Below are 14185 nucleotides of genomic sequence, written 5' to 3'. Positions count from 1 at the left end.
GGATAGGCGAGAATGGATGTTTGTGACTACGCATCCTGATTTCAGCGCCCCCCGTATCGCAATCCTGGGTGGAGGTCCCGGCGGCTATGAAGCCGCCATGGTGGCCGCGTCGCTGGGCGCGAAGGTCACCATCATCGAGCGGGCCGGCCTTGGCGGCTCTGCAGTGCTGACCGACGTCGTGCCTTCCAAGACCCTGATTGCGACGGCGGACCTCATGACCCGCGTCGGTGAGGCGGGGGAGCTGGGAGTTAAGTTCGACGTCGACGGCGGGGATTTTGTGCCCGTCATGAGGGCGGACCTCAAGCACATCAACGACCGCCTCCTGAATCTGGCCAGGCAGCAGTCGTCCGACATCCTCAAGGGCCTGGAGCTGCAGGGTGTCCGCATCCTGATGGGCTCCGGCAAACTGGTAGACAACCACACCATTGAGGTCCTCACCGCGGAGGGAACCGAAACAGTTCAGGCCGACGCCGTCCTGCTGGCTGTCGGAGCCCACCCGAGAGAGCTCCCCACGGCCCGTCCCGATGGCGTCCGGATCCTGACCTGGACGCAGATCTACAACCTGGATGAACTGCCGGAAGAACTTATCGTGGTGGGTTCCGGCGTCACTGGCGCTGAATTCGCCTCCGCCTACAACGGACTCGGCTCCAAAGTCACCCTGATCTCAAGCCGTGACATGGTGCTGCCCGGATCCGATAAGGACGCCGCCCTGGTCCTGGAGGAGGTCTTTGAGCGCAGGGGGGTCAGAGTGCTGTCGCGGTCCAGGGCAGAGACTGTTGAACGCACTGACGACGGCGTCGTGGTCACCCTCGGCGACGGCTCCAAAGTCACCGGCAGCCACTGCCTGGTATGCGTCGGATCAATCCCCAACACCGCCGGCGTCGGCCTCGAGGAAGCAGGAGTGGCGCTGACGGAGAGCGGGCACATCAAGGTGGACGGCGTCTCCCGCACCTCCGCCCCCAACATCTACGCCGCGGGCGACTGCACCGGAGTCCTGCCGCTGGCATCCGTGGCGGCCATGCAGGGGCGCATCGCCATCGCGCACTTCCTGGGCGACAGCGTTACCCCGGTCAAGTTGCACCAGGTGGCATCGAACATCTTCACCTCCCCGGAAATCGCCTCGGTGGGCGTAACCGAAGAGGAAGTCGAATCCGGCAAGTACCAGGGCGACGTCATCAAGCTCTCGCTGCGAAGCAACGCCCGCGCCAAGATGCGCAACCACAAGGACGGGTTCGTGAAGATCATCGCCCGTAAGGGTTCGGGAACGGTGATCGGGGGAGTGGTTGTGGGCCCCAACGCGTCGGAGCTGATCTTCCCCATCGCCATTGCGGTCAAGCAGAAACTGCACGTCGACGACGTCGCCAGCACCTTTACGGTGTACCCGTCACTGAGCGGATCCATCTCTGAGGCCGCCCGGCGCCTGCACGTCCACATGTAGTTTCCGCAGCTTTATCCGACGTTGTGGTGCTGCAGCCACATCTCCAGTACAGCCAGTTGCCACAGGGTATTGCTTCCCGCGGGAGAGTAGTGTCCGTTCGGGCTGCGCAGGAGGGACTCGACGTAGTCGGACCGGAAGAGTGCGCGCTGCTTTGCCTCGGGGGCGTGGAGCGCATCCTCCACCATGGTGATGAACGGCTCCTCCAGGTAGCGCAAGGCCGGGACCGGGAAATAGCCCTTTGGTCTGTCGATTACCGCTGAGGGCAGGAGCTTGCGGCTCAATTCCTTCAGCACCCACTTGCCTCCGCCTCCGGCCTTGAATTCGGGCGGGCAGGAGGCGGCAAGCGCAACGAGGTCCTGGTCCAGGAACGGCACCCGGGCTTCGAGCCCCCACGCCATCGTCATGTTGTCCACCCGCTTGACGGGATCGTCAGGCATCAGGACGTGCGTGTCCAGGCGGAGGAGTGCGTCCACAGCTGTTTCGGCTCCTGGCCGGGCCAGTTCTGACTGCAGCTTCCAGCGGCTGACGTCCGCACCGCAGAACCACTCCGGCTCAAGGACATCCGCCATATCCGCATGCCTGCGATCCGCAAACGCGGCGGTAAAGGTGTCCAGGGCAGCGTCCCGTTCAACTGTCAGGGCCGGTTGGTGATACGCGTAACCACCAAAAACTTCGTCCGCACCCTGGCCGGACTGGACTACCTTGAGGTGCTCGGCCACAGCCTTGGAGAGCAGGAAGAATGCGGTGACGTCGTGGCTTGCCATGGGCTCTGACATGGCATTCAGAGCTTCCCCGATCGCGGGGGCAAACTCGGCTGTGGGAATGTGAAGCCGGTGGTGGTCTGTGCCGAATTCACGGGCGACGAGATCCGAGTAGATGAATTCGTCGCCGGATTCGTCTCCGGCCCCGTCAAAACCGATGCTGAAGGTGGTGAGTCCCGGCTGACCTGCTTCCGCCAGCAGGGCCACGAGGAGGCTAGAATCAAGGCCGCCGGAAAGGAGGACTCCGACAGGAACGTCAGCCACCAGGCGGCGCTCGACGGCGGTGCGCAACGAGGCATGCACGGCTTCCTGCCAGTCATCAGCCGTCCACTCATTTCGCTGCGGGTCCCGCACGTAGGCTGGCTTCCAATAGACCCTGTCCCGGTGGCCGCCGTCGGCATTAATGATCCGTATGGTAGCGGGCGGCAGCTTGCTGACACCGCGGAGAATGGTTCGCGGAGCCGGCACTATGGAGTGCCAGCTCAAATAGTGATGGAGCGCCACCTCGTCAATTGAGGTGTCAACGCCCCCGCTGGCCACCAACGCCGGTAACGTCGACGCGAACCGGATTGTGCCTCCAACTTCGGCAAAATACAGCGGCTTGATTCCGAGGCGGTCCCTGGCAAAGACCACACGGTTTCGCTTAGAGTCGACGAGGGCTACCGCAAACATCCCCACAAGATGGTGAACGAAGTCTTCCCCCCAGTGGTGATATGCCTTCAGGATCACCTCAGTGTCACTGGTGGAGCTGAACCGGTAGTAGGGCGCCAGTTCGCGGCGGAGCACATGGTGGTTATAGATGCAGCCGTTAAACACAAGGGCCAGCCCCAGGTCCTCGTCAACCATGGGCTGGGCGCCGGCATCGGAAAGGTCGATGACGCTGAGCCTCCTGTGCCCCAAGGCCACCCAGCCTTCACGCCAGATTCCCTGTCCATCCGGACCCCGGGACTCCATTGCAGCTGTCATCTTTCTGACCGGTTCGACGCCGGCCCTCACCCCGCCGAAGGCCAGTTCGCCAGCTATCCCGCACATCGAAAAACTTCCCTCGCCTCAAGTGTTGAAGGACTCAACACACCAGGTTCCGGCAGCTTCCCCCCGAGGCTCCGGGCTGATTCCAAGGACCAGCACCAGCTATTCAGATACTAAGCATACTTACTTCCCTTAACCTTGAACTCTGGGGTTGGGCCGGGTCAAGTTTTATTTGGAAAATCTCGGCACCCGTGGGCGTGCGCGACCCCTTGGTGGGTACAACTTGCCGGTACCCGTCCTGACTGCAAGGGTGGGACGATGTGAGGTGAGGAAAAGGAGACAGAATGCGTGTAGCAGCCGGGCAGTTCACAGCGGGTAAGGATCCAGCCGCCAACCTTGAGGCCATCACGAGGCAGATGGAGCAGGCGGCGGCGGGAGGAGCGGAATTGCTCCTGCTTCCTGAGCTGAGCCTTTACGGTTCTCCCGAATCTGCAGCCGTGCTTGCCTCGGTGGCCGAGGGATTGGACGGCCCCTTCGTCAGTGGTATCGCAGCCGTTTCCAAAAAGCTGGGCCTGCCTGTGGTGGTCGGAACCATTGAGGCAAATCCCGGCGGATTGCCGTACAACACACTGGTAGCCGTCGACGCTGACGGCAACATTGCGGGCACCTACCGCAAGATCCACCTTTACGACGCTTTTGGCTTCAGGGAGAGTGAAGGTATTGCCCCGGGCGATGTCACAGATCCCTTCCTCTTGAAGTTCGGCGATCTCCAGCTGGGTGCCTTCACTTGCTACGACCTCCGCTTTCCGGAGAGTGCCCGCCGCCTCGTCGACGCCGGGGCCAACGTTCTTCTGATTCCTGCCATGTGGGTCCCAGGGCCGGGGAAGGAAGACCACTGGAACACCCTTGTCCGTGCCCGCGCCATAGAGAACACGGCATATGTTGTGGCGGCCAACCAAACCGTGCCATTGGGTACCGGGTACTCCATGATCGTTGATCCCGCCGGGGTGGTCCTGGCCAATGCCGGGGAAGCACCGGGAGTGATCTTCGCGGACATCGCCCCGGAGCGGCTCCAGTCAGTGCGGCAACGCGTGCCCTCCCTGGCAAACCGGCGGTTCACCGTTGTTCCGTTGAACGGCCCTGGTTCATAGCGGGGCATGTCCACGTCCCCCTGGGGGCGTCCTCCGGCACCAAATCCCTCACGAATGGGCCCCTTCCGCGGCTGCTCTCCGGCCAATTTGATACCCAATGGTGACGGTTACGAAACATGGAATAAACAACTGGCTCGTAGCCTTGCTGGAGGAAGCTTGTGGAAGGACAGGGAAATGAGCGCACCGGAAACAACCGTTCGGCCGTTGATCGGGCTGACCACCTACCTGGAGGACGCCGTTACCGATGGCTGCGGCCGCGTGAGTTCGGCCTTCCTGCCCGAAGCGTATTTCGCTCCTCTCCTGGCTGCCGGGGCCATTCCTGTTCTGCTGCCTCCCCAGCCAGCCCTCAATGGAGTGGTGGAGCAACTTGTGAACACCTTGGATGGGCTCCTGGTGCCCGGAGGCTGGGATGTTGACCCTGCACGGTACGGCCAGGAAGCCCATCCGGCGACAGATTCTCCACGCACGGCCCGGGACGAATGGGAACTGGCGCTGATCCTCGAAGCGATCCGGCAAGATGTTCCACTCCTGACCATCTGCAGGGGCGAGCAGCTGCTGAACGTGGCTCTCGGTGGGACCCTCCATCAGCACCTCCCTGACGTGGTGGGCGACGGCGTCTACCAGCTTGGCGGGCACAAGTTCAATAGCATTCAGGTGGAGGTCAAAGCCGATTCCCTCCTGAACCGTCTGCTCGGTGAAGACTCCGCCACCGTACCGGTATCCCACCACCAGGCTGTTGACAGGCTGGGGGAGGGGCTCATCGCTGCGGCTTGGAGTGAGGACCAGATTGTTGAGGCGATTGAACACCCGGGCCAGAGCTTCTGCCTGGGCGTGCAATGGCATCCAGAACAACTGCCGGAAGAGGAAGCGCTGTTCCGCAGTTTTGTAGCTGCCGCCCGGGAGCAGAAGGTGGCCAAGGTTTTGCAGGCATCTCCGGCTCCAGCCACGATGGTGCAGGCAGGCATGGAAGCTTCGCCACAGGTGACAGACGGCTGGGCCGCAAACTAACGGCTAGTCTGATGCGATGACGAGTCCGACTACAAAGGTGAACATTCCCGGTCCCATCCCTGTTTTGGAAGGGCTCGAGTTCTCTTCCGATGCACGCAGGGTGGACCGAAGCCGGGTTTATGAATGGCTCAGCGGTGACAGCTACTGGGCCGCCGGCAGGTCCCGGAGCCAGCAGGAGGCGGCGATGGATGCCTCACGGAATTTTGGGATCTACCGCACCGGTTCCGGCGAGCAGGTGGCCTATGCCCGGGTCATAACGGATGGCGCCACCTTCGCTTATCTGTGTGACGTGTATGTAGACCGGTCGGTCCGGGGCACTGGAGTGGGCACAGCGCTTGTCGGCGGAGCGTGCGCCACCTTGGACGGCCTTGGCCTGACCAGGATTCTCTTGGCGACCGCTGACGCGCATGGCCTCTACAGCCGGTTCGGGTTCGAACCGCTCGCAGACCCGGCAATTTGGATGGCCAAAACGAGGTTCCCTGCCAGCGGGGTAGTCAGCTGACGATTCCATTCTTTGGCTGACGCGCCAGGGTCCCAGGACCCGGACGTTTGGCAGCACGGACGTTTAGCAGCACCTAGCTAGATAGTCCTGTAACTCTCCAAGGCTGGACCGGATGCTTTCCGCGTCAGCGCTGTAGTGGACATTCTTGCCTTGCTTGACCGCAGTCAGCAGCCCGCTCTGGCGCAAAAGGCTCAACTGCTCCGAGGCTGTCGACTGACCTAGCGCGCACCGTGTGGCAACCTCGCCGACCGTGAGTGATTCTCCTCCGGCGAACGTGAGCATGATTTGTTGGCGGGTCTCGCTGGCCAATGCCTTCAGGAATCGCTGGGTGCCCTCATCGAGTGGCTGGATCATGGTTCCAGCTTAGCGATTATTTCTTAATATCGCGATATGACGATATGTTCGTGCCATGAATACGGCAGACCTGATCATCATTGGCGGCGGACAGGCCGGTCTGGCTACAGCGTACGAAGCGTTGGCGCGAGGCCAGCAACCCATTGTTCTGGACGCCGCGAAAGGTCCCGGCGGGTCCTGGCCCAAATACTACGACAGCCTGAAGCTGTTCTCACCGGCCAGGTACTCGGCCCTGCCCGGCCTGCCATTTCCGGGGAATCCAAACCGCTACCCCTCCCGCGACGAGACCATTGCCTACCTGGCTGACTATGCATACCGACTGGATGCGGAGGTTTGTCAGAACGAAAGGGTCCACGCTGTAACCGCGGGCCGCGAAGGGTTCCTGGTCAAGACTTCCCGGGGTGCGGAGTTTCGTGCGCCAAGAATGGTGATTGCCACCGGTAGCTTCGGCAATCCTTGGACCCCGGCCATTCCCGGAATGGAAACCTTTGCAGGCAGAATCCTGCACAGTGCTGACTACCGGCGACCGGACGATTTTGCCGACGGCCGGATCGTCGTCGTCGGAGGCGGGAACTCGGCAGTGCAGATCGCCGTCGAACTTGCCCGAACGGCCAAGGTCAGCATTGCAACCCGGCAACCTCTGCGGTGGCAACAACAACGGATACTCGGACGGGACTTCCACTGGTGGCTGGACCGCACGGGTCTGGACCGCGCCCGATCGGGACTGCTTCTGGCGAAACACGGAACGCCGGTGATTGACGACGGCGGATACCGTTCAGCCGTGCGCGCCCACAGGCCTGACCGGAGGGCCATGTTCACCCGCTTCACTGACGATGGTGTCATGTGGGCGGACGGGTCCTTTGAACCTGTCGATGTCATCATTCTGGCCACAGGCTTCCTGCCCGATGTCTCCTTCCTCCCCTTAGTGGCGCTGAATTCATCGGGAGCCCCACTGCACAAAGAAGGCCTATCTACCGCCGTCCCAGGGCTCGGCTACGTCGGGCTCGAGCGCCAACGGATGTTCGCCTCCGCCACACTGCGCGGCGTTGGGCCCGACGCGAGGCACGTCTTGGACGCTCTGGGGACGCTCGGGACTGTGTTCAGTTGGCCGGGGACGAAGCAGGCCGCTGATGTTGATGGCTAAGATCGTGGATAACTCAGCCACATAAGGAGTCAACCAGTGGAGCCCACTTCCAACGACAGCGAGAAGGCCACATTGGAACTTCTTGAAAATGGCGTAGTGTGCCTGACGTGGCAGCCCCAGGTAAATCTTGAAGTGGCCGACGTTACTGCTGCGATGGCCCGCCTGGACGACCTTTGCCGAGGACTTCCCCACCCATTGCTTGTTGACATGGCTGGGACCAAGAGTGTCAGCCACGACGCCCGTGCAGCATTTTCACTACCGTCTGCCGCATCCCGGATTGCGCTGCTCGGTTCAACTCCGGTTGACCGGGTCATTGCCAACTTCCGCCGCGCCGACTCTTTTCCATGCCCCACCCTCTTCTTCACAGACCGGGCGGAGGCGGTGCGCTGGCTCCTCCAGGATTCAACAGCCTGAGTGTGGGCTCCGCTGCGCCTAGACGATCGTGCTGTCCTTCCGCTTGCGTCGCCAGATAACAACCACGATCAAAAGGACCAGAAGGATGGCACCAATCACAATCGGTGCCATGTCCAGCCGCGCGTCCTCCGCCTGCTGGGTTTCGCCGGTCCCCGGGTTGCCGAAGCCGGTGGGCGTTCCTTCCGAGGGTGTTGCAACTCCGGTGGGGGCGGAACTTGCACCGGTGGGCGCATCTGTTGGTGTTGGAGACGTGGTCTGGGCCTGGACGGCTGCCGGTACTGAGATGGCCGCGGGTGAGACGACTGCCGCATGAACCGGCCCCGTCAGCAGGAGCGAAACCCCCAAAGAACACAGAACGACGGCGGTGCGAATGAATTTCCTGGACATTGGTCCTCCTCGTAGTATTTCCCGGCCCGGCTGGGGATCCGCGGACCCCTTGTCCTTTCTTCTTTGTCTTTCTTGACAGAGCTCGCGGCCAGCGATCATCAGCTTGCTTACCATTTTGTCGGGGAGGCACCGCATATTTCTAGTCCCCTCCGCAAAGCTGGTGTTTCGCTTTAACCATGGTGTTTCGCTTTAACCACGCTGAGCGAAACGACAATGATTCCGGTGAAACGGAAACGGTCAGGACATGCCCCAGGGAAACTCGTTCGGGCGAGTCGTCCGCAGTGGGTGTTTCAGGCAGCCGCCAGCCACCAATCATCCCTTTCCACTGCGGGCAATAGTTGCCAGTCCGGGAACGGGTCCACGGGCAGAGCTAGATCCTGATCCTGATCCTGAGGGAGATCCAGATCCTGAGGGAGATCCAAATTCAGATTCAGATCCAGATCCAGATCCAGATTCAGATCCTGATTATGAGGGAGATCGAGATTTAGATTCAGGTCCAGATCGTGGTCCATGTTGGGCGTGGGTAAACCGGTGTGGTCGGGCCAGGTGGGTGGTTGCCAGTCTTGTTGTTCGCTGGGGTAGTGCCGGCCTGAGGGTGCGGTCCAGCCGGGTGTTTGGTGTTCGGTGGCCGGGGATGGTGTCCAGGAGGTGCTGTGTTTGAGGTGGTGGTGTTTCCGGCAGGGCTGGCCAAGGTTGCTGATGCCGGTGGTGCCGCCGTCGGCCCAGGCCAGGAGGTGATCGGCTTCGTTATCGAGGGAGTGGTTGCTGCAGCCCGGGAAGGGGCACTTGGCATCGCGCAGACGCAGCCACTGGCGCATGGTCTTGGGGATCCGGTAACTGGTGCGGCCGATTTCCAGGGGTGCCCCGTCGCGGGGATCGATCAGGACGCGGTGGAAGGAATCGGCCCCGTTGGCGACGAGGTCCCGGGCCATGGATGCCGGAATGGGTCCGTACCCGTCCAACATTGCCGGTTCGTCGGTGGCTCCTAGGAGGGAGAGGACGGGGACGGTGACCAGCACCTGGGCGCGGGGAGACGGAACGCCCACCGGGTCTGTAACGTCCGTGTAGTCCGGGCTGCAGGGATCGCTGTTGGCCCTTGGGTTGCTGAGGAGCCAGGTGGCGGCGATGTCGGCGCGGATTTGGGTGAGTGTCCGGCGCTCTGTGGGGCCTTGGAGCGCTCTGGCTGCGGTGGTGGTCCGCTCCCAGATCCCGGCGGCTGTCGCGGCTGGCAGGTAGGCCGAGAGCCATGCCATGCCGTCATGGTCCGGGGTGTATTCCAGCCGCCGGTCCAGGGCACTCTTGCGGTGACGGATTTCAATGCTGTCCGGGTGGTGGCGTTCGCGCCAGGTGCGGGCTTTGGCGCGGAACCTGGATGGGACCAGCTCGCCCATGGGGCAGCCCCGCGCGGTGTCAGGGGAGTCGGGGTCAAGGAAGTGTGTTTCCACTGCGGCTGCCCCGGCCGGGTCCAGGTTGCTGGTTTCGTCGCACATGATGCGGGCGTGCTGCCACGACATCGACCCGTGCTGGAGTGCGGTGAGGGTGAGCGGCAGCTGGGTGGTCAGGTGGAGGGAGTGGTCAAGGAGCGCCGCGGCGGTCCGCTCGCTCACGGTGAGGACGCAGGCGAGTTCGGCAATGGTGGACATTTCCTGCGCCGTGGCGTCCTGGGCGGTGGCAGCAGGGGAGGCGATGGACTCCGCCGCTTCGACGTATCTGGCGGCCAGCTGTACTTTCAGCGCCGCCGTCTTGGCTTCGAACCGGGCCACCTCGGCCAAAGCGTCCAGACAGGCATCGAGCCGGCGCCGCAACGGATCGGAGTCCTGGTTAGTATCTACATCCCGGCCAGCAGTTTGGCCTTGGAAATCCGCTCCAATGATCCGGGTGAGAACAGCAACGGACGCAGCAACAGCAGCCAGGGCATCGGCAACCTCGAACCCGACGGGGCCCTCTAAAGCCTCCCCGGTCCTAGCAGTCCAAGCCCCCATGCCTTCCATAAAAAAAGCATCCCAGCAGGGTGTGACATTTAAGGCCCGCCGAATGGATAAGACCTACACCTGGATAAGACCTACACCTGGATAAGACCTATACCCGACCGGTAGCCCAGCCACCGCCGCCGTCTGGCTTTCGCTTCCAAGGCACGTCGGGTTGCCCCGACATCGATGAGCAGTGGCCAGCCGAGTCAGGCCATCAGCGGCCGAGCCAAGCCATCAGCGCATTCGCCCCTCGGGTTTTCAGGCCTTTACCTCAGGCGGCTGCTGCCGCCTGGAAGTGTTTTTCGATGATCTCCTTGATGTCTGAGTGGCAGCCCCCGCAACCCGTGCCCGCGCGCGTTGAGCCGGATACTTCCGCCACCGTAGAGCAACCATGTTCAACGGCGTCCTGGATCTTTGTCCCGCTGACCCCCGCGCAGCGGCAGACTGTGCGGGCGGGGTCGTTGTTCGCTGCCGCAGCTAACTGGTCAGGACCGTCGAGGCGCAAAAGGAGGGACCGATCGGCGGGGAGTTCGTCGCCGCGTTCGAACAGCTGCACCAGTTCTGCAGCAGTCCGCGGCATCCCTACTGAAACGAGACCCTCGAGAACTCCTCCACGGGTGGTCATCTTCACGTACCGGCCATGTTCAGGATCCGCCCACTGCGCAATTTGCCGGCGTGGACGTCCAGTGACAGCACCGGACGTGAGCACTTCTTCATCCCACGGTTCCGCTGAGTTATCCCCGGCCACGGCCATATTCAGCCCGCGGGCCTTCAGGATCACAACGCCGGGCTTCTCCGCGGGCAGTTCAGGCAATGCATTTGCCAAGAGATGGGAACCGGTGTCCCTCAGATCGGCGGAAACACCATCGGGCAGGATGCCTTCCGCCGAGTCCTCGGCCAGCAGCGTCAGGTACTCGGCGAGCCATTCCGCCTGCCGCCAGCCTGGTCCGACCAGGCCGGAGGGGCCGCTGGCGTTCCGGCATTCAATGCAGGAAGAATCGGGGCAACGTACCTCGGCGCAGTCACCGATCGCGAAAATGTGCCGTTCGTGGTGGGCCCGTAGCTTGTGGTCCACAAGGATGCCCGTACTCGTGGACAGCCCGCAGCCTTCGGCCAGTTCGATCCGGGGCCTGACGCCACAGGAGAGCACCAGCAGGTCACCGTCGATGGCAGAGCCATCGTCAAGCAACAGTGCGGAAAAGGCATCGTTGGGACCGTTATGTTCAACCCCGGTGGAGCGCGCATTGGCTGCCATCCGCACGCCGCAGGTACGCAGGCCCGCGGCAAGGACAACGCCGCCGCCCCGATCAATGTTGCGGCCCAGGGGGTGGGGTCCATTGTGGACCACCGTCACGGTGGCGCCTTCCTCTGCCGCAGCCAAGGCGGTCTCGAGGCCCAGGACACCGCCGCCGAGGACCACAACACGCTTGCCTCCGGAGACGGCTTCCCGGAGGACGTTAGCGTCGCGGAGATCGCGGAGCGCAGTAACGCCTTCGGGTAGCACAGGGGCCGCAGGGTCGGGGTTGAGCCCGGTCAGGTTGGGGATGACGGGCCGGGAGCCGGTGGCAAACACCAGCCTGTCATAACCGGGGGAGGTGCCGTCCGTGAGGACCACCTGCTGCCTTGCGCGGTCCACGCGCCGCACCCGGGTGCCCAGGCGGACGTCGACGCCCTCGGCTATGAGGGCAGCAGCGTCGGCAAGGGCCAACGCACTGGCCGTGGTTCGCCCGACGCCCAGGTCCGCCACCATCACACGGTTGTACGCGGCGTCTGCCTCTTCGCCGATGACCGTAACGTGCGCAAGGCCGCTGCGGACGGCAGGCATCAATTCATCGATCAGCCGGGCAGCGACCGGGCCGAAACCAACTACAACAATGCGCTCGCTCATGAGGCCTCCGTCGTCTGAAGAACACTGGTCTGAAGTACGTTTTTGGCCAGTTGGACCCATACCTTGTTGAACTTGAACTCCGGCATCCCGGAAATGGGGTCGGTGGCAGCTTCCGTCAGGCGGTTGGCGCTCCCGAGCTCCGGAAAGTGGAAGGGCAGGAAGACCGTTTCGGGCCTGATCGCCGTGCTCAACTCCGCCCTGCACACCACTTCGCCGCGCTCGTTCGCTACCGAGACCAAGGCGCCGTCCGTGATTCCCATGGAGGCTGCTGCTGCGGGGTGGATCTGCATTTTCGCCTCCGGCTGGGACGCCATGAGTTCGGAGACTCGGCGGGTCTGCGCGCCGGACTGGTAGTGCTCCAGCAACCGCCCGGTAATGAGGGTCATGGTTTTGGCGTCGGGGTCAGGATTGGCGGCAGGGGTACGACGACGGCGGGGCGTCACCGCTGTCATGACCGCCTTGCCGTCCGCATGGGCGAACGCATCCAGGAACAACCGGGGTGTCCCGGTACTGCCGGCGGGGTAGGGCCAGTACGCGGCCTCGCCGCGGTCCAGCATGGCGTAATCGATGCCTGAGTAGTCGGCCAGTCCGCCTGCTGAGGCAAGGCGCAGCTCTTCGAACACGGTCTCCGGGTCTTCGCTGTACGTGGACGGAGCTTCCAGTGCCTCGGCGAGCCGGGCCATGATCCAGAGCTCGCTGCGGGCTCCCTCGGGCGGCCGCAGCGCACGACGCCGGCGCAGGACGCGTCCTTCAAGGTTGGTCAGCGTGCCTTCTTCCTCGGCCCACTGCAGCACGGGCAGAACGAGGTCGGCTTCGGCGGCTGTCTCCGACATAAAGAAGTCGCACACCACCATGAAGTCAAGGCTGCGGATTCCTTCGATAACGGAGCGCGCATCAGGGGATGCCACGGCGATATTGGAGGCGTGAACGATAAGGCAACGGACGCCGTCGGGCTTTCCGAGCGATTTCAGGAGCTGGACAGCGGGCAGGCCGGGACCAGGGATAAGGGATTCCGGAACGCCCCACACTCCGGCAACATGCGCGCGGGCGGCGGGATCAGTGATCTTCCGGTAGCCAGGGAGCTGATCAGCCTTCTGGCCATGTTCACGACCGCCCTGTCCATTGCCCTGGCCCGTGAGTGTGCCGTAGCCGCTGCGCGTGGAGCCGGGAAGGCCCAGGAGCAGGCTCAGGTTGATGGCGGCGGTGGCGGTGTCCGTTCCGTCCACGTGCTGTTCAACGCCGCGCCCTGTGAGGATGTAAGATCCGCCCTTGCGCGCGCCGTCGGCCAGTCTCCGGGCGGTCTCGCGAATGAGGTCAGCGGGCACACCGGTGAGGGACTGAACGCGTTCAGGCCAGAAGGCATTGACGCTGCGGACCAGGGCGTCGTAGCCGCTGGTGCGTGCTTGGATGTAGTCGTTGTCCACGAGGCCCTCGTGGATCACCACGTGGGACAGGCCCAGCAGCAAGGTGAGGTCGGTACCCGGCAGTGGCTGCAGGTGAAGCCCGCCGCCGTCGCCCGTAAAGGCAGCCGTGGCGGACCGTCGGGGATCCACCACAATCAGCCCGCCGGCGTCGCGCGCTCCCTGAAGGTGCTGCACGAAGGGAGGCATGGTCTCGGCAACGTTGGAGCCGAGCATCAGGATGGCGCTTGCGCCGGCCAGGTCCTCCAGCGGGAACGGGAGTCCACGGTCAACGCCGAACGCACGCATCCCGGCAGCGGCGGCGGAGGACATGCAGAACCGGCCGTTGTAGTCAATCCGCGAGGTGCGCAGGGCCAGCCGGGCGAACTTGCCCAGCATGTAGGCCTTTTCGTTGGTGAGCCCACCTCCGCCGAAAACTCCGACGGCGTCCGCACCGTAGCGGGCCTGGGTTTCCTTTACTGCGGAGGTAATGCGTTTCAGGGCATCGTCCCAGCTGATGGGGCGGTGGACGCCGTCGGAGCCTTTGAGCAGGGGTTCGGTTACGCGGCCCGGGTGGTTCAGCAGCGAAGCGGAGGTCCAGCCCTTGCGGCACAAGCCGCCACGGTTAGTGGGGAAATCCCGACCACTCACTTCAAGGGGCGGCGCTTCAAGAACGGGTAGAGCCGTCACGGGGTCTGACCCCGGCTGTTCAGCCGGGGTCAGAGCCGCTGGGGACTTCAGCGTCATGGCGCACTGCAGGGCGCAGTAAGGGCAGTGCGTGTCGGCGCTTTTGGTCATG

12 protein-coding genes are annotated in these 14185 nt (G+C 63.3%); 6 read left to right on the top strand and 6 right to left on the bottom strand.

The window, feature by feature from the left end; all coding sequences use genetic code 11:
* The first annotated feature begins 22 nt into the window (after positions 1-22).
* Complete coding sequence (locus MU551_RS11710; protein WP_247044324.1) at positions 23-1438, top strand: NAD(P)H-quinone dehydrogenase; 1416 nt, start codon at positions 23-25, stop codon at positions 1436-1438.
* A gap of 11 nt (positions 1439-1449) precedes the next feature.
* Here MU551_RS11710 and MU551_RS11705 read toward each other — a convergent pair whose 3' ends face one another.
* A complete protein-coding gene (locus tag MU551_RS11705; protein WP_247044323.1) occupies positions 1450-3231 on the bottom strand; it encodes an N-acetylglutaminylglutamine amidotransferase in 1782 nt (593 codons plus the stop codon).
* A 281-nt stretch (positions 3232-3512) separates the two neighbouring features.
* Here MU551_RS11705 and MU551_RS11700 point away from each other — a divergent pair, with 281 nt between their 5' ends.
* From MU551_RS11700 to MU551_RS11690, 3 genes are all read left to right on the top strand, one after another.
* Positions 3513-4319 carry a carbon-nitrogen hydrolase family protein gene (locus MU551_RS11700; RefSeq protein ID WP_247044322.1) on the top strand — a complete coding sequence of 269 codons (807 nt, stop codon included), beginning with the start codon at positions 3513-3515 and terminating at the stop codon, positions 4317-4319.
* Between the two features lie 174 nt (positions 4320-4493).
* The gene (locus MU551_RS11695) at positions 4494-5327 is read left to right on the top strand and encodes a gamma-glutamyl-gamma-aminobutyrate hydrolase family protein (RefSeq protein ID WP_247044320.1); all 834 of its coding nucleotides are present in this window, start codon (positions 4494-4496) and stop codon (positions 5325-5327) included.
* Positions 5328-5343: 16 nt separating this feature from the next.
* Positions 5344-5829, top strand: coding sequence for a GNAT family N-acetyltransferase (locus MU551_RS11690; RefSeq protein WP_247044318.1), 486 nt, complete (start codon positions 5344-5346; stop codon positions 5827-5829).
* A gap of 63 nt (positions 5830-5892) precedes the next feature.
* Here MU551_RS11690 and MU551_RS11685 read toward each other — a convergent pair whose 3' ends face one another.
* Positions 5893-6183, bottom strand: coding sequence for an ArsR/SmtB family transcription factor (locus MU551_RS11685; RefSeq protein WP_247044317.1), 291 nt, complete (start codon positions 6181-6183; stop codon positions 5893-5895).
* Between the two features lie 55 nt (positions 6184-6238).
* On the opposite strand from MU551_RS11685, the gene MU551_RS11680 reads away from it, so the two are divergent.
* Both MU551_RS11680 and MU551_RS11675 read left to right on the top strand, forming a co-directional pair.
* The gene (locus MU551_RS11680) at positions 6239-7327 is read left to right on the top strand and encodes a flavin-containing monooxygenase (protein ID WP_247044316.1); all 1089 of its coding nucleotides are present in this window, start codon (positions 6239-6241) and stop codon (positions 7325-7327) included.
* A gap of 36 nt (positions 7328-7363) precedes the next feature.
* Positions 7364-7741 carry a DUF7793 family protein gene (locus tag MU551_RS11675; RefSeq protein ID WP_247044315.1) on the top strand — a complete coding sequence of 126 codons (378 nt, stop codon included), beginning with the start codon at positions 7364-7366 and terminating at the stop codon, positions 7739-7741.
* An 18-nt stretch (positions 7742-7759) separates the two neighbouring features.
* Here the strand turns inward: MU551_RS11675 and MU551_RS11670 are convergent, their stop codons facing one another.
* From MU551_RS11670 to MU551_RS11655, 4 genes are all read right to left on the bottom strand, one after another.
* Positions 7760-8128 carry a LuxR family transcriptional regulator gene (locus MU551_RS11670; RefSeq protein ID WP_247044314.1) on the bottom strand — a complete coding sequence of 123 codons (369 nt, stop codon included), beginning with the start codon at positions 8126-8128 and terminating at the stop codon, positions 7760-7762.
* A gap of 290 nt (positions 8129-8418) precedes the next feature.
* The gene (locus tag MU551_RS11665) at positions 8419-10110 is read right to left on the bottom strand and encodes an HNH endonuclease signature motif containing protein (protein ID WP_247044313.1); all 1692 of its coding nucleotides are present in this window, start codon (positions 10108-10110) and stop codon (positions 8419-8421) included.
* Between the two features lie 259 nt (positions 10111-10369).
* Positions 10370-11986, bottom strand: coding sequence for an FAD-dependent oxidoreductase (locus MU551_RS11660; protein ID WP_247044312.1), 1617 nt, complete (start codon positions 11984-11986; stop codon positions 10370-10372).
* On the bottom strand, positions 11983-14184 hold the full coding sequence (locus MU551_RS11655) for a molybdopterin oxidoreductase family protein (protein WP_247044311.1): 2202 nt from the start codon (positions 14182-14184) through the stop codon (positions 11983-11985). The genes MU551_RS11660 and MU551_RS11655 overlap by 4 nt, the downstream gene beginning before the upstream one ends.
* Between the last annotated feature and the right edge of the window lies 1 nt (position 14185).

This window comes from Arthrobacter rhizosphaerae (genome assembly GCF_023062595.1).
Taxonomy (GTDB): Bacteria; Actinomycetota; Actinomycetes; order Actinomycetales; family Micrococcaceae; genus Arthrobacter; species Arthrobacter rhizosphaerae.
The sequence above is the reverse complement of the archived record's forward strand: the minus strand, read 5'-3'. Positions and strand labels throughout refer to the sequence as shown.